The sequence below is a fragment of the Fodinicola acaciae genome (assembly GCF_010993745.1).
Lineage (GTDB): Bacteria > Actinomycetota > Actinomycetes > Mycobacteriales > HKI-0501 > Fodinicola > Fodinicola acaciae.
In genome coordinates, this window is the sequence record NZ_WOTN01000001.1 from 212,648 (window position 1) to 238,231 (window position 25,584).

Sequence of the window (25,584 nt, forward strand, 5' to 3'; positions counted from 1 at the left end):
ACCTCGCACCCCCCCGGCGCCCCCTGGGGACCCCCCGAAATCAACACTTCCAGCGGCGACTGACGGTTTCGGCGACCGTCCGCCACTGCTTAGCAACCCCAACGATCCCAGTTCTTACGATCCGGGGCCGGTGAGCGGCGCCGCGAGCGCCGCGAGGCCGGATCGGGCAGCATGGCGGCATGCCTTCTGAAGAAGTGGACGTCGTTGTCATCGGCATGGGGCCCGGCGGTGAGTACGTGGCGGCTCAGTGCGCCACCGCCGGCCTGCGTACGGTCGGCGTCGAGTCGCGGCTGGTCGGCGGCGAGTGCCCGTATTTCGGCTGCGTGCCGAGCAAGATGATCATCCGCGCGGCGAACGCGCTCGGCGAGGCTGGGCGGGTCGGCGAGCTGGCCGGCACGGCCACGACCACGCCGGATTTCGGGCCGGTCGCGAAGCGGATACGCGACGAGGCCACCGACGACTGGGACGACAAGGTCGCCGTCGACCGGTTCACCGCGACCGGCGGCACCTTCGTGCGCGGGCGCGCGAAGATCACCGGTCCGCACACGGTCGCGGTCGACGGCCGCGAGTTCGTGGCGACGAAGGCGATCGTGATCAACACCGGCACCGACCCGGCCGTGCCGCCGATCGACGGCCTCAAGGACACGCCGTACTGGACCAACCGCGACATCCTCAAAGCCGACCGGCTGCCGGCCTCGCTCGCCGTCCTCGGTGGCGGCGCGATCGGTCTCGAGCTGGCGCAGGCGTACGCCCGTTTCGGCGTCCAGGTGACGGTCGTGGAGGTCGCCGACCGGTTGCTGGCGCTGGAGGAGCCGGAGTCCAGCGAGCTGATCACCAAGGTCCTCAGCAACGAAGGCCTGACAGTCCACACCGGTGTCAAGGTCAGCCGCGTCTCGTACCACAACGGCTTCACACTGGACCTCGGCGGCGAGCACGTGACGGCCGAGAAACTGCTCGTCGCCGCCGGCCGGCGCACCGCGCTCAAGGAGCTCGGCGTGGCCGCGCTCGGCATCGACGACAGCGCGCGTTTCCTCGACACCGACGGCAACATGCGCGTTGTCGACGGCTTGTACGCGGTCGGCGACATCACCGGCAAAGGCGCTTTCACCCACATGTCGATGTACCAGGCCGCGATCGCCGTTCGCGCGATTCTCGGCCAGGACGGTCCGCCGGCCGAGTACCACTCGGTGCCGCGGGTGACCTTCACCGACCCGGAAATCGGCGCCGTCGGCATGACCGAGCAACAGGCTCGCGACGCCGGCCGGACCGTACGCGTCGGCCTCAGCCAGCTGCCGAGCTCCGCGCGCGGCTGGATCCACAAGGCCGGCAACGACGGCCTGATCAAGCTGATCGAGAGCGACGGCGTCCTCGTCGGCGCCACCGCGGCCGGTCCGTCAGGTGGCGAGGTGTTGTCCGCGCTCGCGGTCGCCGTGCACGCGCGCGTCCCGGTCGATCGGCTCATCCACATGCCATACGCGTATCCGACGTTTCACCGCGCGATCGAGGACGCGCTGGGGAAGCTCGCGTGAGCGGTCTGCTGGAGATCGAGCGCACGTACGAGGTCGACGACGCCTTCGTCCTGCCGGCGCTGACCGAGGTCACCGCCGTAGCACGCGTCGACGGCCCCGAGGAGCGCCTGCTGGACGCCACCTACTACGACACCCCAGACCTGCGCCTGCTGGCCGCCAAGATCACTTTCCGGCGGCGTACCGGCGGCTCGGACGCGGGCTGGCACCTGAAGCTGCCGGCCGGCGTGGATGCGCGGCGAGAATTGCACGCCTCGTTAAGTGACGACTTTCCGGCGGAGCTGGTCGACGTCGTACGCGCGCAGATCGGCGACGGCCGGCTGGCGCCGGCCGCTCGGATCGCGACGCGACGGTCCGTGTCGACGCTCGTCGGCCTGGACGGCGCCGCCTCCGCCGAGCTGTGCGACGACCGGGTCACCGCCGACATCCTGCTCACCGGCCACGAGAGCACGCAAAAGTGGCGTGAGCTGGAGGTCGAGCTGCGCGGCGGCGACCGCGCGGTGTTCGACGCGGTGGAAGAGCGGCTCTTCGCCGCCGGTGCGCGTCCGGCCACGATCGGTTCCAAGCTCGGCCACCTCCTGGGGCCTTATCTGCCGTGACCCGCCGTGACCCGCCGTGACCTGGCGCGGCAAATGCGCCGGTCACGGACGGAATCGAATACGGTGGGGGTGTGAGCGAACCTTTCGGCGCTCGACTGCGCCAGGCGATGGACAAGCGGGGGCCCCTCTGCGTCGGCATCGATCCGCATGCCGCACTGCTGGAGAAATGGGGCCTTCCAGATGATCCGGTCGGCCTGGCGACCTTCGGCGACACGGTCATCGAGGCCGTCGGTGACCTGGCGGCGGTGGTCAAACCACAGTCGGCGTTCTTCGAGAGGCACGGCAGCGCCGGCATCGCGGTGCTGGAACGGCTCATCCGGCTGGCGGGGGAGGCCGGTGCGCTGGTGTTACTGGACGTGAAGCGTGGCGACATCGGGTCGACCGCCGCCGGATACGCGGACGCGTATCTGCGCGACGGCTCGCCGCTGGCCGCCGACGCCATCACGGTCAGCCCGTATCTGGGCGTCGGCGCGCTGGCGCCGGTGCTCGACACCGCTCGCGAGTACGGCAGGGGGACGTTCGTGCTGGCCCTGACCTCCAACCCGGAGGCGGTGCCGGTCCAGCACGCACGGACGACAGACGGCCGGACGGTCGCTCAGACGGTGCTCGACGAGCTGGCCGAGCGCAACGCCGGTGCGACCCCGATGGGATCGTACGGCGCTGTGGTCGGCGCCACAGTCGGCGAGACCGGACACGATCTGAGCCGGCTCAACGGTCCGTTCCTGGCGCCGGGGGTCGGCGCTCAGGGTGGTACGCCAGAGGGGTTGAAGGCCGTCTTCGGGGACGCGCTGCCGGCGGTGTTACCAGCGGTCAGCCGGGAAATCCTGGCCGCCGGACCGACGCCGGCCGCACTACGCGAAGCGACCGAAATGACCCTGCAGCGGTGTGTCGAGGTGTTGACACGCCGGTGATAGCTGTAACTGTGCGTACCGGTTTTGACCACCGAGAAGCGGACCCCGCGTTGCCGCGGGCCGCGGGCGGTCGCTAGGTTCAGCGAATCGCCAGACCAGCACCATCCCCAAACTGCCCATCGACGACATTGACCGAGGTGAAAGAGTGGCGCTCCCGTCACTGAGCCCAGAACAGCGCGCGGCTGCACTGGAGAAGGCCGCCGTGGCACGCAAGGCACGGGCCGAGCTGAAGGACAAGCTCAAGCACGGCCAGACCACGCTCGCTGATGTGCTCAAGGCAGCCGACACCGACGAGGTGGTCGGCAAGATGAAGGTCGCGGCGGTGCTCGAGGCGCTGCCAGGTATCGGCAAGATCAGGGCTGTGCAGATCATGGAACGTTTCAAGATCGCCAACAGCCGGCGGCTGCGCGGACTCGGCGACAACCAGCGCCGTGCACTGCTGGACGAGTTCGGTTCTCCGGGACAGTAAGTTTCACTCGTGACCACGGATCAGCTGCCGACCGACAAGCCGGGCCGGCTCACGGTTCTCTCCGGTCCGTCCGGGGTGGGCAAGAGCACCGTGGTCGCGACGCTCCGGCGCGAGCACCCGGACGTCTGGCTGTCGGTGTCGGCGACGACCCGGCATCCGCGGCCGGGTGAACGCGACGGCGTGCACTACTACTTCGTCACCCGTGACCAGTTCATGGCCATGGTGGAGGACGGCATGCTGCTCGAATGGGCTGACTATGCCGGCAACCTCTACGGCACGCCGCGGGCCCCGGTGGAGCGGCGGCTCGCGGCCGGCCAGCACGCGCTGCTGGAGATCGACCTGTCCGGGGCCCGGCAGGTCCGCGCCGCCAAACCGGACGCCCTGCTGGTCTTCCTCGCGCCACCATCGCGCGAGCACCTGTTCGAGCGGCTGTCCGGCCGGGGCACCGAGGACGAGGAGACCGTACGGCGCCGGTTGGAGCTCGCTGAAGTCGAGTTGGCCGCCGTGGATGAGTTCGATGTCGTGATAGTTAACGACACCGTGCAAAACGCGTGCGAGCGGTTGGTAGGATTACTCGAGTCACCTACAACTGCTCACCGCTGACTGAGGTCGATCTCGAGTGTCCGGCACCGTCGCCGCCCCTGAAGGCATCACCAACCCACCCATCGACGAGCTCCTGGAGAAGACCAGCTCCAAGTACGCGCTGGTCATCTATGCCGCCAAGCGCGCGCGCCAGATCAACGCGTACTACTCGCAGCTCGGCGAGGGCCTGCTGGAGTATGTCGGACCGCTGGTCGAGACCAGCCCGCAGGAGAAGCCGCTGTCGATCTCGCTGCGCGAGATCAACGCCAACCTGCTGACGCACGAGTCCGTCGAGTCCTGACCGATCATGCACGCCACGACGCGCCGGTGAGCGATTCTCCGGCGCGTCGCGTCATTCTTGGCGTCGGCGGCGGCATCGCCGCATACAAGGCCGCCGAGCTGCTGCGCAGGTTCACCGAGTCAGGTCTGGACGTACGCGTCGTGCCGACGGCGAGCGCGCTCAAGTTCGTCGGCGAGCCGACCTGGGCCGCGCTGTCCGGCCAGCCGGTGCACACCGACGTGTGGTCGGACGTGCACGAGGTCCCGCACGTACGTCTCGGCCGGCACGCCGATCTGGTCGTCGTCGCGCCGGCCACCGCCGACCTGCTCGCGAAAGCCGCGCATGGCCAGGCCGACGACCTGCTCACCTCCACGCTGCTGACGGCCACCTGTCCGGTCGTGTACGCGCCGGCGATGCACACCGAGATGTGGTTGCATCCGGCGACCGTCGACAACGTCGCCACGCTGCGCTCCCGCGGCGCGCTGGTCATCGAGCCGGCGGTTGGACGGTTGACCGGCGCCGACACCGGGCCCGGCCGGCTGCCCGACCCGGACGACATCGCGGCGATCGCGTTTGCCACGTTGGCGCGCGGCTCGGCCGCCGCCGACCTCACCGGCCTGCGCGTCGTCGTCTCCGCCGGCGGCACGCGTGAACCGCTCGATCCGGTCCGGTTCCTCGGCAACCGGTCGTCCGGCCGGCAGGGTTACGCGCTGGCGCGTACGGCCGCCGCTCGCGGCGCCACGGTCACGCTCGTCGCCGCCAACTCGCAGCTGCCGGATCCGACCGGCATGACGGTCCTGCGCGTCGGCACCACGGCGGAGCTGCGCGACGCGATGATCGCCGAGAGCCGCGACGCCGACGCGATCGTGATGGCCGCCGCGCCGGCCGACTTCCGGCCGGCCAGCAGCAGCTCATACAAGATCAAGAAGGCCGACGACGGTTCGGCGCCGACGATCGCGCTCGAGCAAAACCCGGACATCCTCAAGCAGCTGTCCGCAGAGCGCGGCAAGCCTGGCCAGGTGGTGGTCGGTTTCGCCGCCGAGACCGGTGACGCCAGCCGTACGGTGTTGGAGTTGGGCCGAGCGAAGCTCGCGCGCAAAGGCTGCGATCTGCTGGCGGTCAACTACGTCGGCGAAGGCGGCGCCTTCGAAGGCACCGAAAACGCCGCGATCGTGCTCGGCGCCGACGGCTCGTCGACCGACGTGCCACGCGGCTCCAAGGAACGCTTGGCGAACGTGCTCTGGGACCTGGTGCTCGAGCGCATCAAGCGCGACTAGTCGCCGTCGGCGGTGAAGTCGGCGATCCGTACGCCTGCACCGGCCAGCTCGTCGCGTACGCGTGCCGGCAGGTCTCCGGCCGGCAGGTGGATCGAGCGCGCCGGCATCGGCAGCGGCCGGCCTTCGTGGTCCGGCACGCGACCGGCGGTGGCGATCGCGACCGCGCGTGCCGCGATCGTACGCGCGTCGCGCAGCACCGCTCCTGGCTCGTCCTCCGGCAGCAGCTGACCGTTGGAGGCGTACGCGCGATCCGCGTAGGCCTCGGTCGCGGTCGGAAGGCCGGCCTGGCTCGACCACAGCCACAGCTGCGATCCGGCCGCGCACAGCACGGTCAGGTCGTCCGGATCGAACAGCCGAACCGCTTCGACCAGCGCGTACGCCGCCGCCGCGTCGGTCCACGAGGCGGCACGCAGCGGCCCACCCGGTCGCACGTACCGGATTCGGGTGCCAGCGGCCCGCGCCAGCGCGTCCAGGCCGCCGAGCCGATAGAGCACCTCGTCGCGACGCCCGCAGCTGATCTGCGCGCCAAGCGCGACACCGCTCGCCGCCGCTGCGGCACAGATCCGCCGCAGCACGCCCGGCTCACCTGACTGCCAGCAGCACGGCACGCTGACGCTGGTCACGACTCCGAGCAGCGACATGTCTGGTTCGTCGCTGGGGAGGTCACAGTTGAGGTCGATGGTCACGTCCATGGCGGTCCGTCATTCCAGCTCACGTCCGCGGGTTTCCGGCAGGCCGAGCAACGCGACGACCGCGATCGCATAGCCGAGAGCGCCGAAGATCAACGCGCCACCGACACCCCAACTGCTGGCGAAAAAGCCGACTGCGGTGGGGAAGATCGCGCCGATGCCGCGGCCGGCGTTGTACGTCAGGCCCTGGCCGGTGCCGCGCAGCGCGGTCGGATAGAGCTCGGCCAGGAACGAGCCGAAGCCGCTGAAGATCGCCGACATCCCGAAGCCGAGCGGAAAGCCCAGCACCATGACCAGCGTGTTCGCGCCGACCGGGATCTGCGTGTACGCCACGACCAGGGCGGCGGACACCGCCGCGAACAGCACGATCGTCTTCTTCCGGCCGAGCAGGTCGGTCAGGTAGCCGGCGCTCACGTAGCCGAGGAACGCGCCGGCGATCAGGAAGGCCAGATAGCCACCGGTGTTGACCACCGACAGGCCGCGGTCGGTCTTCAGGTATGCCGGCAGCCAGGTCGCCAGCGTGTAGTAGCCGCCTTGCACGCCGGTCGTCAGCAGGCAGGCGAACAACGTCGTACGCAGCAGCGGCCGGCGGAAGATCGCGACGAACGAGCCGCGTTCGGCCGACTGCCGGCGGCGCTCGGTGATCTGTTCGTCCTCCTTGAGGTTGCGGCGGATCCACAGGATGAGCAGTGCCGGCAGGACGCCGGTCCAGAACAGCACGCGCCATGCGATCGGGTCGTTGAACAGCGAGAACACGATCGTGTATGCGGCGACGGCAAGACCCCAGCCGACGGCCCAGGCGCTCTGCACGAAGGCGACCGCGCGGCCGCGATACCGCGCTTGCGCGTATTCGGCGACCAGGATCGCGCCGGCCGCCCACTCACCGCCGAAGCCGAGGCCCTGCAGCGCGCGGAACACCAGCAGCGTCTCGAAGTTTGGCGCGAAGCCACAGAGCACGGTGAAGACGGCGTAGACGGCGATGGTCAGCTGCAGCGTGCGTACGCGGCCGATCCGGTCGGCCAGCACGCCGGCGATCGCGCCGCCGACCGCGGAGACCACGAGTGTGACCGCGGTGAGCAGGCCGGCCTCACCGGTGGAGATGTGGAACGCGGCTGCGATGGCGGTGATGCTCAACGGCAGGACCTGGAAGTCGTACGCGTCCAGGCCATAGCCGCCGAACGCGGCGACGAACGCGCGCCGGCCGCGTGGGCCGAGCGTTCGAAGCCATGCGAATGAGCGAGTGTCCTCTTGCTGAGCGGTGGCGATGTCCATGGCACACCTCGGGGGAGAGAGGGGCTTCGCGGTCCGCTCACTCTACAGATCGTTCAACGATCCTACAAGAGGATGGTTGGATCGTAGCCGCCGTTAGCGATAAGCTGCCGCCGTGAGCGAAGCGCTGGGGCTGGCCGCCGACCGCGAGCTGCTGGGTCGTACGAGCACTGCCGAGCGGGTGGCCGGCATCCTGCGTACGCGCATCTCCGAGGGTTACTTCCGGCCTGGCGACCGGCTCTCCGAGAAGGAGATCGGTGACGCGCTCGGCGTCTCGCGCAACACCTTGCGCGAGGCGTTCCGGCTGCTCACCCACGAAGGCCTGCTGCAGCACGAACTCAACCGCGGTGTCTTCGTACGCGTGCTGAGCGTCGACGACGTCGTGGACCTCTATCGCATCCGCAAGATCATCGAGTGCGCCGCCGTACGCGCGTTCGCTGGCACCGCGGCCGACCTGCGGGCGCTTTCCGCCGCGGTTGAGGAAGGCGAGCGCGCCGCGGCCGACCAGCGGTGGCGCGACCTCGGCACCGCCAACATCCACTACCACCAGGCGATCGCCGCGCTCAACCGCAGTCCCCGGGTCGACGGCGTCATGCAGGGGGTGTTCGCCGAGCTGCGGATGGTCTTCCACGTGATGGTCGATCCGCGGCGCTTCCACGAGCCGTATCTCGACCGCAACCGCGACCTGCTCGCGTTGTTGACGGCCGGCCGGACCGAGGAGGCGGAGAGGGTGCTCGCCACGTATCTCGACGACGCGGAGAAGCAGTTGATGGACGCCTACGCGCCACCGGCTTGAGCGCCGGCCCGTAGTCTGGTCGCGTTGCCGGTTGGTGTCCGGATGCCGACAAACACCAGGAAACCTCTGGTGGCGTCCGTCACGGCGCACCGGGTGTCCTGCCTGCGACGATGGAACAGTAGACTCAGCGGCTAGCCCAAAGATACCCACCCCTGGGAGAGTTGTGTCCCGACGCCTGTTCACCTCGGAGTCCGTCACCGAGGGCCACCCCGACAAGATCGCCGACCAGATCAGCGATGGCATCCTCGACGCGCTGCTGACGCAGGACAAGCGCAGCCGGGTCGCCGTGGAGACCTTGCTGACCACCGGTCTCGTGCACGTGGCCGGTGAGGTCACGACCGAGGCGTACGCCGACATCCCGAAGATCGTCCGCGAGACGATCCTGGAGATCGGTTACGACTCCTCGCGCAAGGGGTTCGACGGCGCGTCCTGTGGCGTGAGCGTCTCGATCGGCTCGCAGTCCCCGGACATCGCGCAGGGTGTCGACCAGGCGCACGAGGCCCGCACCGGCGAGAGCGTCGAGGACGCGCTGGACCGGCAGGGTGCCGGCGACCAGGGCCTGATGTTCGGCTACGCCAACGACGACACGCCCGAGCTGATGCCGCTGCCGATCGCGCTCGCGCACCGGCTGGCCCGGCGGCTCACGCAGGTCCGCAAGGACGGCGTGATCCCCTACCTGCGGCCCGACGGCAAGACGCAGGTCACCATCGAGTACGACGGCACCAAGGCGGTCCGGCTGGACACCGTCGTCGTCTCCAGCCAGCACGCCGCGGACATCTCGCTGGACGAGCTGCTGCAGCCCGACATCGCCGAGCACGTGGTCGCGCCGGAGCTCAAGGAGCTGGGCATCGACACCAGCAACTACCGGCTGCTGGTCAACCCGACCGGCCGCTTCGAGATCGGCGGACCGATGGGCGACGCCGGCCTGACCGGCCGCAAGATCATCGTCGACACCTACGGTGGCTTCGCCCGGCACGGCGGCGGCGCGTTCAGCGGCAAGGACCCGTCCAAGGTCGACCGCTCCGCCTGCTACGCGATGCGCTGGGTCGCCAAGAACGTCGTGGCCGCGGGTCTGGCCAGCCGGTGCGAGGTGCAGGTCGCATACGCGATCGGCAAGGCGCAGCCGGTCGGCCTGTTCGTGGAGACCTTCGGCACCGAGACGGTCGCGCCGGAGAAGATCTCCGACGCCATCACCAACGTCTTCGACCTGCGGCCGGCCGCGATCATCCGCGACCTGGACCTGCTCCGGCCGATCTACCAGAAGACCGCCGCGTACGGCCACTTCGGCCGTGAGCTGGAGGAGTTCAGCTGGGAGAAGACCGACCGCGCCGACGCGCTGAAGGCCGCAGTCACCGCGTAGAACCTCACAGCCCTGAGACCCCGTCACCTCGGTGGCGGGGTCTTATGGTGTCGGTAACCCGACGAGGAGGACGTATGCGCGCGTGGCAGGTCAAGGAGCTCGGCGAGCCGGCGGACGTACTCACCCTGGCGGAGCTCGACGATCCGGCGCCGGGACCCGGCCAGGTGCTGGTGCGGCCGTCGGCCGCCGCGATCAACTTCCCTGACGTGCTGATGTGCCGCGGCCTCTACCAGGTCAAGCCGCCGCTGCCGTTCACCATCGGCCAGGAGCTGTGTGGCGAGGTGGTCGCGGTCGGCGACGGCGTGACCAACGTGGCCGTCGGCGACCGCGTGCTCGGCGCCGCGCAGGGAGCCTTCGCCGATCTCGCGCTGACCGACGCCGGCGTCGTCTTTCCGGCGCCCGACTCGCTGACCGACGACGAGGCCTCGGCGCTGTTCATCGGCTACCAGACCGGATGGTTCGCACTGCACCGGCGCGCGGCGTTGCGACCGGGGGAGACGCTGCTGGTGCATGCGGCCGCCGGTGGCGTCGGCAGCGCCGCCGTACAACTCGGCAAGGCCGCCGGTGCGCGCGTGATCGGCGTTGTCGGTGGTGCCGCGAAGGCCGAGTTTGCCAAACAGCTCGGCGCTGACCTGGTGATCGACCGGCATACGCAGGACGTCATCGCCACGGTCAAGGAGGCGACCGAGGGACGCGGCGTCGATGTCGTGTACGACCCGGTCGGCGGCGAGGCCTACCAGCAGTCGACCAAGGTCATCGCGTTCGAAGGCCGCATCCTGGTGATCGGCTTCGCCAGCGGCACGATCCCGCAGGTCGGCATCAACCACGCGCTGATCAAGAACTACTCGATCGTCGGCCTGCACTGGGGCCTCTACAACCACCGCGCGCCGCAGCTGGTGGCCGAGTGCCACGCCGAGCTGACCAAGCTGGCCGACGCCGGCGCGATCAAGCCGCTGATCACCGAGCGCGTACGTGTCGACCGGGTGCCGGAGGCCGTGCAGCGGCTCGCCGACGGCAAGACCGTCGGCCGCCTCGCCGTGGTACGCGGATAGGCCCGCGGCTCACAGGTCGGCGAGCCGCGGCAGCAGTGCGGCGGCCCGGCGTACGTCCTCGGTCAGCGACCGGTCCGCCAGGTCGTCGGACAACTGCTCGCTGGCCAGCTCCAACACGCCGCGCGCCGGGATGTCGAGCAGCTCCGCACGGCGCATCCGCAGCGCGCGTACGGCCGCCACCAGCTCGCAGGCGAGCACCTGCCGGTATGCGGCGGCCGCGGCGGTCGTCTGTCGCGCGGCCTGGGTGGAGAACGACGCGTGGTCCTCCATGCCGCGCGAAACGACGGCCGTCCCCAGCGTCACCGGCAGCGCCGCCTGCCGCAGCTGCGCCAGTGTGTCGTGCGCCAGATATTCCAGGATCATCACGCCGGAGCTGCCGGCCGGACCGGAGGCCAGGAACGGCGGGAGGCCGGTGAACGACGGCTCGACCAGGTCACCGAGCCGCGCCGCGGACAGCTCGGCGACCGAGTGCAGCGCGGCGCGCACCTGGTCGAGCGCGAGCGCCACGTACGCGGTGTGGAAGTGCGCGTGGTGGAAGACGTTGCCGACCTCGACCGACACCATCGGGTTTTCCGCGCTGGCGTTGATCTCGATCTCCAGCACCTGCTCCAGATAGCGCCGTGTGTCCAGCGCCGGCCCCTGCACCTGCGGAAACGCGCGCAGGCCATACGGGTCCTGCAGCCGGCTGCCGGGCTTGGCCACGCCGTGCATGCCGAGCAGCCGGCGGATCTCGGCGGCGCATTCCACCTGGCCGGGATGCGGCCGCGCCTCGTGCACCGGCGTCGCGTACGCCTCCGGAGAGCCGTCCAGCGCCACGTACGACAGCGCCGCCACACCATGGCTCGCGCGCAGCAGCCGGTTCAGCTCGACGCACACCAGCGCCGCCTCGGCGAGAGTGGCCGCGTTGCTGCTCATGAACGCCAGCGCGTCGCTGCTGTCGATCCGGATCGGCGGCAGCTCGCCGGCCTGCCACGGCCGCTCGCCGGCCAGCGCCAGGCCCGTCTCGGCGAGCGCGGTCAGGTCGCCGGTGCCGATGCCGCCAAACCGGTGCACCAGCGGCAACGCGCCGTCGGCCAGCGCGTGTGCCAGCGCGGTGAGCAGCCGGGGATGCGCGCCGGAGCGGCCGGTGGCGAGCTGGTTGAGCCGGATCACCAGCATCGCCCGTACGTGCTCCGGCGGCAGCGGGTCGCCGCCACCGCCGGCGTGGCTGCGCAGCAACCGCAGGCCGTGCTCGCCGGCCGCCTCCGGCGGCACCGGTTCGTCGCGGTTGGCGCCGACGCCGGTCGTACGCCCGTAGACGTGCCGCCGCGAGGCGAGGTCGCCGGCCAGCTGCCAGGACTGCTCGGCGCGGCTGACGGCGGAGTCGTCGAGCTCGGCGCGCGCCGCGCCGCTGGCCACCGACGCGACGTCAGCGCAGGTCAGGGCGCGGCCGTCGACACGTACGACAGGAGGATCGGTCATCGCGGTCAGCTCGCGCGCGATGTGCTCGGCGTGGCCAGGTCGGCCAGCCAGCCGCGCAGTCGCTGCGCCGCCGGCAGGTCGTCGCGTTCCTCGCAGGTGCGCAACGCCTCGGTCCACACGTCACGAGCGCACTCGCGGTGGCCGGCGGCCAGCAGCTGGCGGCCGAGGCTGCCTCGTACGGCCACCGCCAGCGTCGTCACGCCGGCGTGTTCGGCCTGGTCGAGAGCGTCGCGGTAGCTGGCGATGGCGGTCGTCCGGTCGCCGAGCCCGGCGCTGGCGTCAGCCTCGGTCTCCAGCGTGTACGCCAGCCGGGCCGGGTCGTTGAGGTCGCGGAAGATCGCCGCCGCCTTGCGCGCGTTGTCGAGTGCGTCGGCGTAGTGACCGAGTCCGTTCAAAGCGACAGCCAGGTTGTTGAGCACCATCGCCTTCGACAGTCGTACGCCTGTCGTCTCGCAGAGCGCCAACGCCTGCCGCATGGTGTCGCGAGCCTCGCCGTAGCGGCTGGACAGGTTGTAGCTGGAGCCGATGTTGATCAGCGCCATCAGCTGCTCGACCGGCGCGCCCAGGTGCTCGAACAGCGTGAGTGCGCGGCGGCAGGCGTCGATGGCGTCCTCGGTGCGGTGCAGCCGGCTGTACGGCGTGGCGAGGCCGTTGAGCGCCTTGGCCTCCAGGAACTGGTCGCCGGCCGCCCGCGCCGAGGCCACCGTCAGCTCACCGATCCGCAGCATCTCGTCCCAGTGACCGCGGATGTAGCGATGAGCCCAGCCGAGCTCGCCGAGGACCGCGGCGCGCCGGTGGTCGCCGCGGCTGACGGCCAGCTCGACCAGCGCGGCGATCGTCGAGCGCTGGCCGTCCCACCAGGCGATCGCCTGCGGATAGCCACCGAATCGAGCCGGCGTCGCGTACTCGTACGGCGTCGGCAGCCGCAGGCCGTGTGGATAGTCGGTGAGCTTCTCGCGCGCATTGGCGGCGGAGTGGACATACCAGTCCAGCAGCCTTCCGATCGCGGCGTCGCGGCCGGTGGCGGTCAGCTCGGTCTCGGCGACCTCCGCCGCGTACTCGCGGAGCAGGTCGTGCAGCTCGTACCGGTCGGTCGAGCGGCGCTCCAGCATGCTGGTCGACACCAGCTCGTCGAGCAACGCGGCGGCCTGGCGGTCGTCGACGCCACCGAGCGCGGCGGCCGCGCCGGTGCTCACGTCGTTGCCGGGATGCAGGCCGAGCAGGCCGAACAGTGTCGCGGCCGGCGCGGCAAGTGCCTGGTATGACCACGAGAACACCGCGCGCAGGTCGGACGGCGTGTCGTCGAGCGAGAAGGTGTCCAGCCGGCGGCGCTGGTGGTGCAGCTCGGTGAGCAGGTCGCCGAGCAGCCGGCCGGGATGGCGCGCGGCCGGCTCGGCGGCCAGCCGTACGGTCAGCGGCAGCCGGTCGCACAGCTCGACGATGCCGGCGGCCGCGGCTGGCTCGCGCGCGACCCGCTCGCCGCCGATCACACCGGCCAGCAGGTTGGTCGCGTCGGCGCTGGTCAGCTGTCCGACGGTGATCCGCCGCGCACCCTCGCGTACGGTCAGGCCGCGCAGCTGGCGGCGGCTGGTGACCAGCACGACGGCGTCGGTGCCAGGCAACAGCGGCCGCACCTGGTCGCTGTCGCGCGCGTTGTCCAGCACGATCAGCATCCGCCGGCCGGCCAGCTCGCTGCGGAAGACGGCGGCGCGCGCGTCGATGTCGGCGGGGATGTTGTCGACCGGCACGTTCAGCGACCGGAGCGCGGTCTCCAGCGCGTCGGCCGGTTCGACCGGCGTACCGGGACCGAAACCGCGCAGGTTGACATAGAGCTGGCCGTCTGGGAACAGGTCACTGACCCGGTGGGCCCAGTGCACCGCCAGCGCGGTCTTGCCGCTGCCGGCGGCGCCGTCAATGGCCGCGATCACCACCGCGGAGGAGGGACCGATCAGTGCGTCGAGGCGGGCGAGCTGGTCCTCTCGGCCGGTGAATCCGGTGACGTCCGGCGGAAGCTGCCGCGGCGGACGTACGATCGTCGCGGCCGGCGGGGCGAGCAGCGAGCTGCGGTCCTCCAGGATCGCCTGGTGCAGGTCGCCGAGGTGGCGGCCGGGGTCGAGGCCGAGCTGGTCGCGGATCGCGGCGGCGGCCGTACGGTAGGCCTCCAGCGCGTCGGCGCGCCGGCCACAGCGGTGCAGCGCCAGCATCAGCCGCTGCCACAACGCCTCACGCAGCGGATGTGCGGCGGTGAGACTGCGCAGCTCACCAAGCACCTCGCGGTGACGGCCGGCCTCCAGATCGATGTCCAGCCGCCGCTCCAGCGCCGACAGCAGCTCCTCGGTCAGCTCGCGCCCCGCCTCGTGCCGCAGCCGCTCGGACGGCACGTCGGCCAGCGGGTCGCCGCGCCACAACGCGAGCGCCTGGCGCAGCAGGTCGAGCTCGACGTCCGGGTCGCCGGCCGTGCGCGCGGCGTGCACCAACTCGCGAAACCGCAGCGCGTCGACCGCCGCGGGGTCGATCCGCAACAGATAGCCGGGGCCGACCGTGACGATCCGCTCGTTGCCCAGCTGGCGGCGCAGCCTGGCGACGACGGTTTGCAAGCTGTTACGGGTGGACGGCGGCTCCGGCCACGCGTAGTCGGTGAGCGCCTGGTAGGACACCGTACGGTTGGCGGACAGCACGAGGGCGGCGAGCACAGCTCGCTGCCGTCCCCGCACGTCCGTGGGGCTCGCGTCGACGATCGCTTCGAACGGCCCCAGGACGTTGAACGCCATGGTCTCGCTGATCAAGGCCTGCCTCTCGATCCGCTGGACCGCAAGTGTAGGTCGTCCCTTAAACCTGTTTTAAGCTTCGACCCGAAATCGTAGAGACCACTTTGCCGTACGACCAGGACGTTGTCGCAGGCCGGTGCGATGTGACGCGGAATTGGTCTACTCCGGCGCCGGAGTGCGGTCGGGCCGGATTGTGTGACTCTTGTCCTTTTCGGCGACTGTTCGCCGGCCGCGCGGACGCGGCCCCGGCCGGATGGTCGGGGTGCTCTGGTAGACCTGAGTTGTGACTGAGGGGGACGGCCAGCTGGCGCTGAGCGGACTCGCGCCGCGGCCGGCCCGCAAGCGCAAGCCGGGGGGTGGCCAGCAGCCGGCGGCGGCGTTGCCGGTCGCCAGGGTCGCCGTGGACATGTCGCTGGCACACCTCGACCGGCCGTTCGACTATCTGGTGCCGGCCGAGTGCGACGAGTCGGTCGTGCCGGGGTCGCGGGTGCGCGTACGGTTCGCCGGCCAGTTGGTGGACGGATACGTGCTGGCCCGCGCCGAGCAGAGCGAGCACCCCGGCAAGCTGGCATTTCTGCAGCGTGCGGTGTCCGCCGAGGCGGTGTTGAGCAGCGAGATCGCGGCCGTCGCGAGACAGGTGGCCGACCGCTACGCGGGCACGCTGGCGGACGTGTTGCGGCTGGCCATTCCGCCGCGGCACGCGCGCGCGGAGGCGGTGCGGACCGAGCCGGCGACCGGGGAGGTGCCGGAGCCGGATCCGGCCGGCTGGTCCAGATACGAGACCGGCGCGCAGTATCTCGGCGCGCTGGCCGACGGTCGCGCGCCGCGTGCGGTGTGGGGTGCGTTGGCCGGCGACGACTGGCCGGCACGGCTCGCCGAGGCCGCGGCGGCGTGCGTACGGTCCGGCCGCGGCGCGGTGCTGGTGGTGCCGGACCAGCGCGACCTCGACCGCCTCGACGCGGCGCTGACCAGCGCGCTCGGCCCCGACCGGCACGTCAGCCTGTCCGCCGCGCTCGGTCCGGAAAGCCGCTATCGGCGCTGGTTGCGCGCCAGTCGCGGCCACGTGCCGGTGGTGGCTGGCACGCGCGCGGCGGCCTTCGCCCCGGTGCACAACGTCGGCCTGCTGGCGATCTGGGACGACGGCGACGACCTGCACAACGAGCCGCGCGCGCCCTATCCGCACGCGCGCCAGGTGCTGCTCACCAGAGCGCAACACTCAGGCGCCGCGGTGCTGGTCGGCGCGTACGGCCGCACAGCCGAAGCGCAGCTGTTGCTCGAGTCCGGCTGGGCTCACGAGTTGGCCGGATCGCGGGCGACCGTACGCGCCGCGACGCCACGGGTCGTGCCGGTCGGCGACGAGCGTGACATGGAGCGCGACGCGGCGGCGGTGGCCGCGCGGCTGCCGACGGTCGCCTGGCAGGCGGCGCGCAAGGCGCTGGCCGACGGCGCGCCGGTGCTCGTACAGGTGCCGCGCCGGGGATATCTGCCGTCCATGGCCTGCGAGCGGTGCCGGGCGCCGGCTCGCTGCTCGGCCTGCGCCGGACCGCTGGCATTGTCGAGCGGCCATGCCGTCCCCAGTTGCCGGTGGTGCGGACGGCTGGCCGGCGACTGGACGTGTCCGGAGTGTTCGTCGCGGCGGCTGCGCGCGGCGGTCATCGGCGCCAGGCGGACGGCCGAGGAGCTTGGCCGCGCCTTCGCCGGCACGGCCGTACGCACCTCAGGCCGCGACGGAGTCATCGCGCGGGTGCCGCACGACGCGGCCCTGGTCATCGCCACGCCTGGTGCGGAGCCGGTCGCCGACGGCGGCTACGGCGCCGCGCTGCTGCTGGACAGCTGGGCCCTGCTCACCCGCGCCGACCTGCGAGCCGCCGAGGAGACTTTGCGGCGCTGGGCCAACGCCGCGGCGCTCGTACGCTCGACCGGCACGGTCGTCGTACATGCCGACGGCACGATCCCGGTCGTGCAGGCGCTGCTGCGCTGGGACCCCGGTTGGCACGCCGCCGCCGAGCTGGCCGACCGCACCGCGCTCGGTTTCCCACCGGCCGTACGGATGGCCTCGCTCACCGGCCGCGCCGACGCGGTCGCCGACCTGCTGCAGACCGCTCGGCTGCCGGAAGGCGCCGAGACCCTCGGCCCGGTGCCGGCGTCCGAGGACGACGACACCGAGCGCACGCTCGTACGCGTCCGCCGCGGCCAGGGACCGGCGCTGGCCGACGCGCTCCGACAGGCCGCCGGCGTGCGAAGCGCGCGTAAGGCCCCCGACCCGGTCCGCGTCCAGATCGATCCGACCGAGCTGCTTTAGATCTATCCGGCCAGGTGGACCAGCCCGCCCGGGCGATCACGTTCGTAGCGGTGAGCGGTCTGCTTCGACGACCGGATGCCATCACCCGTGATGGGGTCGCACTCACGAAGGTACTGGTGCCGACGCGAGATCCGCCACACCGTGCGGGCTGAAACACCGAACCTGGGGGCCGAGCAGATCAGGACCCTCGCGATGCTTGGCACGGGTCTTGGCCGGCATCGAATGCGACCGCGACGCTGCCGTTTGAGGCTCAGCTCGCATCCGCGGTTGGATGTTGAGCTCGCCCCTCAGAACGGCGGCTCTTCGGGGTAGCCGGGCTGCTTGTGTGGTGGTGGCCGGTTTTCGGTGGGCGGCTTCACGCCGCCTAGTGGTGGTGGGCGGGTGGCGTAGGACCAGGACGCGGATGTCGATACACGGCAACGGCTGCCGCAGAAACCCGACGGCAGCCGGCCCGTACGCGCTGGCGGTGGACCTTCGACGCGGCGGGTGTCCTCCTCGGCGGTGAACCGGCGCTCACCGTCGCAGAGCTGGCCGCACATCTCGTCACACGCATCGGGTTACGGCGCGGCCGGTGGTTCCGGCCGCTGCTCAGCAGCCGACTCCGTCGGCGACTCGGTCGGCGGGTCGGTCGGCGGGTTGGGTGGGTCGGTGACGGGTGTCGCGGAGCTTGTCGCCGATCGTGTCGTTGAGCCGGTCGGCCAGATCCTCGGACAGCCCTGGCATGGGGCCGATGCCGCCGCGGACCACGATGTCCACCAGAGCGTCCGCGCGGCGCTGCTGAATACCGCGGGGGTCGCCGGGTGCCGATGCCACACGGCGGGAAACCAGCGCACAGAAGAAGACCAAACTCGGCTACGACTACGTCCACTCCCTGATCGAGGACCATTCCCGGCTTGCCTACAGCGAGATCCTGCCCGACGAAAAGGGCCCGACATGCGCCGCGTTCCTGCAACGCGCGATCGACTACTTCGCTGCCTACGGCATCACCAGGATCGAACGGATCATGACCGACAACGCCTGGGCCTACCGATGGTCGTTACGCGAAGTCTGCGCCGCCCACAACATCACGCAGAAGTTCATCAAACCCCACTGCCCCTGGCAAACGGCAAAGTCGAACGCCTGAACCCAGACCCTGGCCACCGAATGGGCCTACCGGCAGGCATTCACCACCAACAACCAGCGCGCAGCCGCACTTGCACCATGGCTCCAGCACTACAACACTGAACGCCACCACAGCGCACTCGGAGGACAACCACCCATCAGCCGACTGCTACCAACCTGATGGCCGGGTACACCTAGAGGCTGCACCAGGCGGTGACGGCGTACCAGTGGTTGCCGGCACGCAGGTGCGACACGATCGCGCGTTGCAACGCCGTGTCCTGCGGCAGGCTGTCGAGGTCTTTCCCCTGATAACGGAAGATGAATTCGAGTACGGCGTCGTCGCCGTCGCGGCGGTGTCCGGTGCCGGTGAACCGACGTTGGAATCGTACGATGTTGGACTCCGCCGGCAGCGCGTCGGCGAGCTGCGTGTCCATCAGCCACGACAGGCACACCGCGTGTGCGTATTTCTCCTCCGGAAAGACGCGCTCGTAGAAGGCTTTCGCGGCGGCGAACGACGCGTCGCAGGCGGCCGGCGTCATCGGACCGCTCTCCGGGATGTGCACGCTCAGCACGCGGTCGCCGACCTCGAACTCGTCCGGCACCGCGATCCACGACCGTTGCCGCTCGAACTGCAGCCGGCCGAAGGAGAAGATCAGGCCGCGGAAATGCAGCGTCAGCCACCGGTGCGTGTGCAGACCGCTGGTGCCGCCGAAGATCCGCCGGTGTACGGCGATCTGCCGGCCGACATCGGCCAGGATCTCCCGCGACTCGTCCTCGGTGACACCTTTCTCGGCATGCCAGCGGCGGATCTCCGGCACCGCGGAAAGGAAAACCCAGACGTAGAAGAAGCGGCCGGTCGCGCCGTACGACTCCGGCAGCGCCTGCCATGGCAGCATTCCCGGACCGCCGTCGATGCCGTCGACCAACTGCGCATGGCAGCGCTCGTGCAGCCACAGCAGCTCGGCCGCGGCCGGTCGCGCGGCGAGGATGTCGGCGAGGTCGTCGTCGCGTACGCCGAGATCGCGCAGCCGCTGGTCGGCGGTCGCCAGGTCCGGAAGGTCGACGACGGTTGGCGGCAGCTTCTCCAGGCTGTCCAGCCAATCGTTGGCCTCCGGCGGAAAACCCAAGGCGTTTCGCGGATCCGGCACCTGACCTCCTCGGCGGTTTCGATGGCAGGTCCATCCTGCCAGGCCGACATTTGTCACAGTCGGCAAATAATTCTCCAGTGACAGAATTGTTGGTTTTCTTCTTGCGAACCGGGTCACAGTGGTGGCAATTTACGCTACCCTGGTGGCATCGCTGGACGGGAAATCGCGGGTCGTCGAGCGAGGGAGTGAGGAATGGTGTATCGCCGGGGCACAGAGCGGGCGGTGGCGTAGAGGCGCGGCCGCCCGTGTGCCGGACAGGCGCACCGCCGACATAAACTTGTCGGACTGTCCTCGATCCTGGAGAACCGCGTGACTGTCCAGCCGATCCGCCTGTTCGGCGACCCGGTGCTGCGTACGCCGGCCGATCCGGTGCAGACCTTCGACAAGGAGCTCCGCCGGCTGGTCGCCGACCTGCTCGACAGCATGCGCGAGAAGAGCGGCGCCGGCCTGGCCGCGCCACAGCTCGGCGTCGGTTTGCGGGTCTTCACCTTCGACGTCGACGACGTCGAGGGCCACATCGTCAACCCGGTGCTCGATTTCCCGGACGAGGAGGAGCAGGACGGTCCGGAAGGGTGCCTGTCCATCCCTGGGCTCTACTTCGACACCAAGCGCCGGCAGAACGTGATCGCCAAGGGCTTCAACGAATACGGCGACCCGCTGCAGATCGTCGGCACCGGCCTGATGGCGCGCTGCTTGCAGCACGAGACCGACCACCTCGACGGCGTGCTGTTCGTCGACCGGCTCGACGCCGAGACCAAACGCGCGGCCATGAAGGCGATCCGCGAGTCGGAGTGGTTCGCGCAGGGCGGGCCGGCGCCGGTGGTCAAGATCAGCCCCGCCGAGTTGCATGGGACGATCCGCTGAAGCCCCGCGAAGGCGACGGGTTCGTGAGCATCGAGCGGATGCGGCGAGCGCAGCGGTCGCATCCGACCAAGGCGCGGAGCGGTTCCGGAGTCGAGCAATGAAACTCTGTTTCGCTGGTACGCCGGAGCCCGCTTTGCCTGCGCTGCGGGCCATTCACGCGTCTTCGCACGATCTGGTCGGGGTCATCACCCGCCCGGACGCGCCGGCCGGCCGTGGCCGGCACGCGCACCGGTCGCCGGTCGCCGCGTACGCGGACGAGCACGGCATCGAGGTGCTCACGCCGCGGCGTCCGCGCGAGCCCGAGTTTCAGGACCGGCTGCGGGCGATCGCTCCTGACTGCATCCCGGTCGTCGCGTACGGCGCGCTGATCCCGCGCAGCGCGCTCGACATCCCCAAGCACGGCTGGCTCAACCTGCACTTCTCGGTGCTGCCGGCCTGGCGTGGCGCGGCGCCGGTGCAGCACGCGCTGCTGCATGGCGACGACATCACCGGCGCGAGCGTGTTCACCATCGAGGAGTCGCTGGACACCGGCCCGGTGTTCGGCACCGTCACCGAGCCGATCGGACCGCACGACACCTCCGGCGACCTGCTCGCCCGGCTGGCCGAGTCAGGCGCGAAGCTGCTGGTCGCGGTGCTCGACGCCATCGAGGCAGGCACCGCCGTCGCGGTGCCGCAGCCGGCTGACGGTGTGACGGTCGCGCCGAAGGTCACGGTCGAAGACGCGCACGTACGGTGGGACGAGCCGGCGCGCGCGGTCGACCGTCGCATCCGCGCGTGCACGCCGGCGCCTGGCGCGTGGACGACCCTCGACGGCCACCGGCTCAAGCTGGGGCCGGCCACCCTGGAGGCGGAGGGCGAGCTGGCGCCTGGTGAGCTGGCGGTGGCGAAAAAGTACGTGCTCGCCGGCACCGGCACGACGCCGGTGCGGCTCGGCGAGGTGCAGGCCGAAGGCAAGCGCGCGATGCCGGCCGCCGACTGGGCCCGCGGCCTGCGGTTGGCCGGCGGCGAGATCCTCGGATCATGACCGGCCACGGTCGTTTCAAGCCGGCCAAGAAAGCGACCCGGCCCTACCGGCGGCCGCAGCCCGACGCCGCTCGGCGCGCGGCTTTCGACACGCTGGTCGCGGTGACGGCCCGCGGCGCGTACGCCAACCTCGTGCTGCCCGGCATGCTCGCCGACCGGCGGATCACCGGCCGTGACGCGGCTTTCGCGACCGAGCTGGCTTACGGCACCCTGCGTGCTCGCGGCCAGCTGGACGCCGTCCTCGCCACGTGCAGCTCACGGCCGATCCAACAGGTCGATCCGCGCGTGCTGGAGTTGCTGCGGCTCGGCGCGTACCAACTGCTCCACATGCGCGTGCCGGCGCACGCCGGTGTCGCGGCGACCGTCGAGGTGGCGCGGGTGGCGGTCACCGACGGTCCGGCGAAGTTCGTCAACGCCGTGCTGCGGCGGGTCGCCGAGCGCGATCTCGATGGCTGGCTCGCCGAGGTGGCGCCGGACGACCCGGTCGGACAGCTGTCGATCGCGCACTCGCACCCGGAGTGGATCGTCCGCGCTTTTGCCGATGCGCTCAGCGAAAAACCGAGCGACCTGACCGAGACCGCGGCGGCGCTGGCCGCTGATGGCGCGCCGACCGCGACCCATCTGGTGGCGCGGCCGGGTCGGATCTCGCGCGACGGGCTGGTTGCCGCGACCGGTGGTCAGGCCGGCCGTTTTTCGCCGTACGCGGTGTATCTGGACGGTGGTGATCCGGCTGCGATCGCCGCCGTTTCCGACAACCGTGCCGCCGTGCAGGACGAAGGCAGCCAGCTTTGCGCTCTCGCGCTGGCAAATCTCGAGCTCGCCGGCGCGGACCGGCGGTGGCTCGACCTGTGTGCCGGTCCCGGCGGGAAGGCGGGCCTGCTCGGTGCCGTGGCCGCCGAGCGCGGCGCATCCGTTGTGGCGGTGGAACAATCCGAGCACCGAGCCGACCTGGTCGCGCGTACGACCGCCGGCCTGCCGGTCACCGTCGTCCACGCCGACGGCCGATCGGTTGGCGAGCATCCGGACCTTCCGGAGGCGGCGTTCGACCGGGTCCTGGTCGACGCTCCCTGTACGGGACTGGGCGCGTTGCGCCGCCGGCCGGAGGCTCGCTGGCGCCGGCAGCCGTCCGACGTCAATCCGCTCGTACGCTTGCAACGCGAGCTCGCACTGGCCGCTTTTCGTGCCGTACGGCCAGGCGGCGTGCTGGCATACGTCGTTTGTTCGCCGCATCTGGCGGAAACCCGCGTGCAGGTCGCCGACCTGGTGCGGCGGACGAGCGCCGAGCTGGTCGACGCCCGTCCGCTTTTTCCGGACCTGCCGGGCCTGGGCGACGGCCCGACCGTCCAGCTGTGGCCGCATCGGCAGGGGACCGACGCGATGTTCCTTGCGTTGCTGCGAAAACCTACTTCGTGAGCTTCAGCAGAAACTCGATCTGGCCGGACGGGTCGACCTTGACGAAGTTGGCGATGTTCGGCGCCTGCACGCCGTAGTCGGCGAAGGTGACCGTGATGTTGCCTTGCACCTGGATCGTGTTGCCGCTGACGTTTGCCTTGATCGGCACCGAAACCCGCTTGGTGACACCGTGAACGGTCAGGTTGCCCGTGGCGGTGGTGCTGACCGTCTGGCCGGCCGCCGGGATCGAGCCGAGCGCGATCGGTTTGGTGATGGTGAAAGTCGCGGTCGGAAACTGTGCCGTGTCGACAATGCCGAGGAAACGCTGGTCGCGCTGGTCCTGGTCGCTCCTGATTTTCGTCATGTCGACCGTGAAAGTGGCACTGCTGACATTCGTACCGGCGATCACCAGGTTGCCGGTGACACCGGTGCCGCGGCCGACAGCCGTGACGCTCTGGCCGGCGAGCGTCTCGTGTACGCGATAGCCGGCCTGGGAGCCGGACGCCACTTTCCACGCGCCGTCGACCGAGGTCGCCGCGCCGGTCGAGGACGGCGTGGACTCCAGCGTCAGAGCGGCCGGTTGGTTTCCTTCGACGAAGTTGACATATGCGAACGGCACGCCGACGACGAGAACGACGGCCGCGACGACGACCCCGATCAGCCAGGCCAGCCAGTGCTTCCTGATGTTCATGCGGCTCTTCCTCCGTTAGTTGAAGCTTCAAATAACTGTGCCAGTGAATTCGCGTACCTGCTAGTCGCGGGACCTGGCTCACAGCAAGACAGCTCTGACTGTGAATACGGAGGTCGCCGATCAGTCGTTCGGCGAAATGAATGAGATTCGTGTCATGGCATTCTCACGCCATTCTCAGTAATGGCTGAGTCGAATCTCAGGGAACCAGACCGATTTTCAGGCGGCCGGCGGCTGGACGCAGTGCGGTGAGAAATGCGTCACGTATGTCCTCGAGCCGGAATATGTCGGTGACATAGGCGGCGGTCAGCTCCGGCCGGGCCACCAGGAATGCCTCGGCGGCGGCGAGATGGCGTGGCCAGTCCCAGGTCACACCGGCTTTCAGGGTGAGGTTCTTGCGGAAGAACCGGCGCATCGGCAGGACGTAGTCCTCTTCCGGCAGACCGAAAACGAAAATCTCACCGTGCGGTCGTACGGCGTCCACGCAGTCCCGCAGAATGTCGTGCGAATGGCCGACGGCGTCGATGACCACATCCGGTCTGTCCACATCGGACAGGCCAGCGGTCCACTGGCGGATATGTGCCCGCACCGGCTCGTCGATGCCGAAAATCTCCGCCACGTCACGCCGGTCGACGCGGTCGACGCCGACGACGTACGCGCCGCGGCCGTGCAGGATCGTGGCGAACAACACGCCGATCGGCCCCAGACCCAGCACGGCGACGCGCTTTCCGCGTACGTCTCCCAACCGCTGGACCGCGCAGAGCACACAGCACAGCGGCTGTGCGCTCGTGGCGTGCACGTCGTCGAGTTTCGGTGACAGCACGTGCAAACGGTCGTCGCCGGAGGTGACGATCTCCATCAGCGCGGTCGGCCAGGCGGTGCCGACCACCCGGTCGCCGACCTGGATCCGTGGCGAGGCGGAGAAAACCACGTCGCCGACGAACTCGTGCAGCGGTGCGCCGAGCATGCCGGTCTGCGGAAACTCCAGGTTGTGCACGCCGGTGAACGGCGGCAGGTCGCTGCCGCAGATCGCGCCGGCGCGAAACCGCGCGAGGACCGCGCCCGCACCGAGATCCGCCGGATCCGGCTCAGGCACGTCCACGCGTTCGAACTCGTACGGCGCCGGCTGCCGCCAGGCCCACATCAGCGCAGCGCTTTCGCCAATGGCTCCAGGATGTCCGGCTCGCAGTCCAGCGGCAGGTTCATCACGACCAGGTCCACGCCGGCCTCGCCGTACGCCCTCGCCGTCCGCACCGCGTCGTCGATGTTGTCGCCCTCGATGCGGACATTGGTCGAGCAGGTGATCTCGGCCGGGTCGCGGCCGACCTCCGCGCACCGGGTGAGCAGAACTTCCTTGAGTTCACGCCATTGTTCCGGCGACTCGGCGATGCAGTTCCACTCCTGCGCCCATTTCGCCACCGCGCGAAGCGTACGGTTGGGGCCCTTGCCGCCGATCACGATCGGCGGATGCGGCTTCTGGACGGCTTTCGGGTTGCAGAAGGCGTTGGTGAGCTTGACGTACTGCCCGTCGAAATTCGCCGTTTCCTCGGTCAGCAAGGCGATAATCGCCTGGACGCCTTCGTCGAACCGGTCGAAGCGCTCCTTCAGCGGCGGCAGCTCGATGCCGTACGCGTCGCACTCCTGCTGGTTCCAGCCGGCGCCGACGCCGAGCTCGAGGCGGCCGCCGGAAATGATGTCGACGGTCGCCGCGATGTTGGCCAACAGCGCCGGATGCCGATAGATCATGCCGCTCACCTGGCAGCCGATCCGGATCCGGCTGGTCGCCTGGCCGAGCGCGGCCAGCATGCTCCATGCCTCCAGGTTGCGGCCGGCCGGATCGCCGGAGAGCGGATAAAAATGGTCCCAGTTCCAGGCAGATTCGAAGATCTCGTAGTCGTCGGCGGCGACCCACACGTCACGGATGCGTTCCCATGTCGTGTGTTCCGGCCGGGTCTTGATCGCGAAGCGCACCGCACTCCTCCTCGAAGGCATCGATCTTCCGCCACGAAACCTACGCCTGTTCAGGC

Annotated in this window: 23 protein-coding genes and 1 pseudogene; 15 read left to right on the forward strand and 9 right to left on the reverse strand. The window is 70.2% G+C overall.

The genetic code is table 11. From position 1 onward, the window contains the following. Positions 1-179 precede the first annotated feature (179 nt). The 7 genes from GNX95_RS01020 to coaBC all read left to right on the forward strand — a co-directional run bounded on the left by GNX95_RS01020 (position 180) and on the right by coaBC (position 5,644). Entirely contained in the window at positions 180-1,529 is a 1,350-nt protein-coding gene (locus tag GNX95_RS01020; RefSeq protein ID WP_163505011.1) for a dihydrolipoyl dehydrogenase family protein, read from the forward strand. Continuing rightward, a complete protein-coding gene (locus tag GNX95_RS01025; protein ID WP_163505013.1) occupies positions 1,526-2,125 on the forward strand; it encodes a CYTH domain-containing protein in 600 nt (199 codons plus the stop codon). Before GNX95_RS01020 ends, GNX95_RS01025 begins: the two co-directional genes overlap by 4 nt. A 71-nt stretch (positions 2,126-2,196) precedes the next feature. Then, on the forward strand, positions 2,197-3,036 hold the full coding sequence (gene pyrF / locus GNX95_RS01030) for an orotidine-5'-phosphate decarboxylase (protein ID WP_163505015.1): 840 nt from the start codon (positions 2,197-2,199) through the stop codon (positions 3,034-3,036). Between the two features lie 145 nt (positions 3,037-3,181). Beyond that, positions 3,182-3,505: an integration host factor, actinobacterial type gene (gene mihF / locus GNX95_RS01035; protein WP_163505017.1), complete on the forward strand. Its 324-nt coding sequence runs from the start codon at positions 3,182-3,184 to the stop codon at positions 3,503-3,505. Positions 3,506-3,514: 9 nt separating this feature from the next. After that, the gene (gene gmk / locus GNX95_RS01040) at positions 3,515-4,108 is read left to right on the forward strand and encodes a guanylate kinase (protein ID WP_163505019.1); all 594 of its coding nucleotides are present in this window, start codon (positions 3,515-3,517) and stop codon (positions 4,106-4,108) included. Positions 4,109-4,124: 16 nt separating this feature from the next. Then, complete coding sequence (rpoZ, locus tag GNX95_RS01045; protein ID WP_163505021.1) at positions 4,125-4,388, forward strand: DNA-directed RNA polymerase subunit omega; 264 nt, start codon at positions 4,125-4,127, stop codon at positions 4,386-4,388. Between the two features lie 26 nt (positions 4,389-4,414). Further along, positions 4,415-5,644 (forward strand): bifunctional phosphopantothenoylcysteine decarboxylase/phosphopantothenate--cysteine ligase CoaBC, encoded by a 1,230-nt coding sequence (gene coaBC / locus GNX95_RS01050; RefSeq protein WP_163505023.1) that lies wholly within the window; start codon positions 4,415-4,417, stop codon positions 5,642-5,644. Here coaBC and GNX95_RS01055 read toward each other — a convergent pair. Beyond that, the gene (locus GNX95_RS01055) at positions 5,641-6,336 is read right to left on the reverse strand and encodes a LamB/YcsF family protein (RefSeq protein ID WP_163505026.1); all 696 of its coding nucleotides are present in this window, start codon (positions 6,334-6,336) and stop codon (positions 5,641-5,643) included. The genes coaBC and GNX95_RS01055 overlap by 4 nt on opposite strands. A gap of 9 nt (positions 6,337-6,345) precedes the next feature. Further along, positions 6,346-7,605, reverse strand: a complete 1,260-nt coding sequence (locus tag GNX95_RS01060; RefSeq protein ID WP_163505028.1) for an MFS transporter — start codon at positions 7,603-7,605, stop codon at positions 6,346-6,348. A gap of 112 nt (positions 7,606-7,717) precedes the next feature. Between GNX95_RS01060 and GNX95_RS01065 the strand changes: the two genes are divergently transcribed. From GNX95_RS01065 to GNX95_RS01075, 3 genes are all read left to right on the forward strand, one after another. After that, positions 7,718-8,398, forward strand: coding sequence for a GntR family transcriptional regulator (locus tag GNX95_RS01065; protein ID WP_163505030.1), 681 nt, complete (start codon positions 7,718-7,720; stop codon positions 8,396-8,398). Positions 8,399-8,561: 163 nt separating this feature from the next. Next, complete coding sequence (metK, locus tag GNX95_RS01070; protein WP_163505032.1) at positions 8,562-9,758, forward strand: methionine adenosyltransferase; 1,197 nt, start codon at positions 8,562-8,564, stop codon at positions 9,756-9,758. 74 nt (positions 9,759-9,832) lie between these two features. Continuing rightward, complete coding sequence (locus tag GNX95_RS01075; RefSeq protein WP_163505034.1) at positions 9,833-10,810, forward strand: NADPH:quinone oxidoreductase family protein; 978 nt, start codon at positions 9,833-9,835, stop codon at positions 10,808-10,810. 9 nt (positions 10,811-10,819) lie between these two features. Here GNX95_RS01075 and GNX95_RS01080 read toward each other — a convergent pair whose 3' ends face one another. Then, entirely contained in the window at positions 10,820-12,271 is a 1,452-nt protein-coding gene (locus GNX95_RS01080; protein ID WP_163505037.1) for an aromatic amino acid ammonia-lyase, read from the reverse strand. A gap of 5 nt (positions 12,272-12,276) precedes the next feature. After that, complete coding sequence (locus tag GNX95_RS01085; RefSeq protein WP_163505038.1) at positions 12,277-15,042, reverse strand: AfsR/SARP family transcriptional regulator; 2,766 nt, start codon at positions 15,040-15,042, stop codon at positions 12,277-12,279. Positions 15,043-15,418: 376 nt separating this feature from the next. On the opposite strand from GNX95_RS01085, the gene GNX95_RS01090 reads away from it, so the two are divergent. Then, positions 15,419-17,341 (forward strand): primosomal protein N', encoded by a 1,923-nt coding sequence (locus GNX95_RS01090; RefSeq protein WP_281356912.1) that lies wholly within the window; start codon positions 15,419-15,421, stop codon positions 17,339-17,341. Positions 17,342-17,929: 588 nt separating this feature from the next. Here GNX95_RS01090 and GNX95_RS01095 read toward each other — a convergent pair. Next, entirely contained in the window at positions 17,930-18,097 is a 168-nt protein-coding gene (locus GNX95_RS01095) for a hypothetical protein (RefSeq protein WP_163505040.1), read from the reverse strand. 94 nt (positions 18,098-18,191) lie between these two features. Here GNX95_RS01095 and GNX95_RS42920 point away from each other — a divergent pair. Next, positions 18,192-18,623, forward strand: a pseudogene (locus GNX95_RS42920) (integrase core domain-containing protein); the annotation flags it as partial. A gap of 13 nt (positions 18,624-18,636) precedes the next feature. Here the strand turns inward: GNX95_RS42920 and GNX95_RS01105 are convergent. Further along, a complete protein-coding gene (locus tag GNX95_RS01105) occupies positions 18,637-19,590 on the reverse strand; it encodes an acyltransferase domain-containing protein (protein WP_163505042.1) in 954 nt (317 codons plus the stop codon). Between the two features lie 309 nt (positions 19,591-19,899). Between GNX95_RS01105 and def the strand changes: the two genes are divergently transcribed. The 3 genes from def to GNX95_RS01120 all read left to right on the forward strand — a co-directional run bounded on the left by def (position 19,900) and on the right by GNX95_RS01120 (position 22,890). Continuing rightward, positions 19,900-20,454 (forward strand): peptide deformylase, encoded by a 555-nt coding sequence (gene def, locus GNX95_RS01110; protein ID WP_163505044.1) that lies wholly within the window; start codon positions 19,900-19,902, stop codon positions 20,452-20,454. 97 nt (positions 20,455-20,551) lie between these two features. Continuing rightward, positions 20,552-21,478 (forward strand): methionyl-tRNA formyltransferase, encoded by a 927-nt coding sequence (fmt, locus tag GNX95_RS01115; RefSeq protein ID WP_163505046.1) that lies wholly within the window; start codon positions 20,552-20,554, stop codon positions 21,476-21,478. Further along, positions 21,475-22,890 carry an RsmB/NOP family class I SAM-dependent RNA methyltransferase gene (locus GNX95_RS01120; RefSeq protein WP_163505049.1) on the forward strand — a complete coding sequence of 472 codons (1,416 nt, stop codon included), beginning with the start codon at positions 21,475-21,477 and terminating at the stop codon, positions 22,888-22,890. Before fmt ends, GNX95_RS01120 begins: the two co-directional genes overlap by 4 nt. Here the strand turns inward: GNX95_RS01120 and GNX95_RS01125 are convergent. From GNX95_RS01125 to GNX95_RS01135, 3 genes are all read right to left on the reverse strand, one after another. Then, positions 22,880-23,560: a YceI family protein gene (locus tag GNX95_RS01125; RefSeq protein ID WP_163505051.1), complete on the reverse strand. Its 681-nt coding sequence runs from the start codon at positions 23,558-23,560 to the stop codon at positions 22,880-22,882. The two genes, GNX95_RS01120 and GNX95_RS01125, sit on opposite strands and share 11 nt — an antisense overlap. Positions 23,561-23,756: 196 nt before the next feature. Next, positions 23,757-24,701 carry a zinc-dependent alcohol dehydrogenase gene (locus tag GNX95_RS01130; RefSeq protein WP_163505053.1) on the reverse strand — a complete coding sequence of 315 codons (945 nt, stop codon included), beginning with the start codon at positions 24,699-24,701 and terminating at the stop codon, positions 23,757-23,759. Then, positions 24,701-25,528, reverse strand: coding sequence for a TIGR03560 family F420-dependent LLM class oxidoreductase (locus GNX95_RS01135; protein WP_163505055.1), 828 nt, complete (start codon positions 25,526-25,528; stop codon positions 24,701-24,703). Before GNX95_RS01135 ends, GNX95_RS01130 begins: the two co-directional genes overlap by 1 nt. Positions 25,529-25,584: the final 56 nt, after the last annotated feature.

Coding starts and splice junctions, on each gene's coding strand:
- GNX95_RS01020 (WP_163505011.1), top strand. CDS start 180: ATGCCTTCTGAAGAAGTGGACGTCGTTGTCATCGGCATGGGGCCCGGC.
- GNX95_RS01055 (WP_163505026.1), bottom strand. CDS start 6,336: ATGGACGTGACCATCGACCTCAACTGTGACCTCCCCAGCGACGAACCA.
- GNX95_RS01060 (WP_163505028.1), bottom strand. CDS start 7,605: ATGGACATCGCCACCGCTCAGCAAGAGGACACTCGCTCATTCGCATGG.
- GNX95_RS01075 (WP_163505034.1), top strand. CDS start 9,833: ATGCGCGCGTGGCAGGTCAAGGAGCTCGGCGAGCCGGCGGACGTACTC.
- GNX95_RS01080 (WP_163505037.1), bottom strand. CDS start 12,271: ATGACCGATCCTCCTGTCGTACGTGTCGACGGCCGCGCCCTGACCTGC.
- GNX95_RS01085 (WP_163505038.1), bottom strand. CDS start 15,042: ATGGCGTTCAACGTCCTGGGGCCGTTCGAAGCGATCGTCGACGCGAGC.
- fmt (WP_163505046.1), top strand. CDS start 20,552: ATGAAACTCTGTTTCGCTGGTACGCCGGAGCCCGCTTTGCCTGCGCTG.
- GNX95_RS01120 (WP_163505049.1), top strand. CDS start 21,475: ATGACCGGCCACGGTCGTTTCAAGCCGGCCAAGAAAGCGACCCGGCCC.
- GNX95_RS01125 (WP_163505051.1), bottom strand. CDS start 23,560: ATGAACATCAGGAAGCACTGGCTGGCCTGGCTGATCGGGGTCGTCGTC.
- GNX95_RS01130 (WP_163505053.1), bottom strand. CDS start 24,701: ATGTGGGCCTGGCGGCAGCCGGCGCCGTACGAGTTCGAACGCGTGGAC.